At 45.9% G+C, this 207-nt stretch carries 1 pseudogene; it reads right to left on the reverse strand.

Annotated elements, in window-relative coordinates:
• Positions 1-207: pseudogene (locus HMPREF2867_RS02430) on the reverse strand (hypothetical protein); the annotation flags it as partial.

Below are 207 nucleotides of genomic sequence, written 5' to 3' on the forward strand. Positions count from 1 at the left end.
TAAAATGTCCGTTCTCAACGGTTACATCTTGGTACAATGCCACGGTTTCATCGTTTGACAGTGTGAGCTTGCCAGTTCCGGACAGCTCCATGCGTTTGCCATCAGCCCCTAGAATTTCAAAACCAAAGACTGAGGTAACATCCCCAGACTTGAGAATGTCACCACCTTCTACTTGGTTGATAGAGGTCATGAGTTTAGCCATAAGCT

This window comes from Streptococcus sp. HMSC064H09 (assembly GCF_001812625.1).
Taxonomy (GTDB): Bacteria; Bacillota; Bacilli; order Lactobacillales; family Streptococcaceae; genus Streptococcus.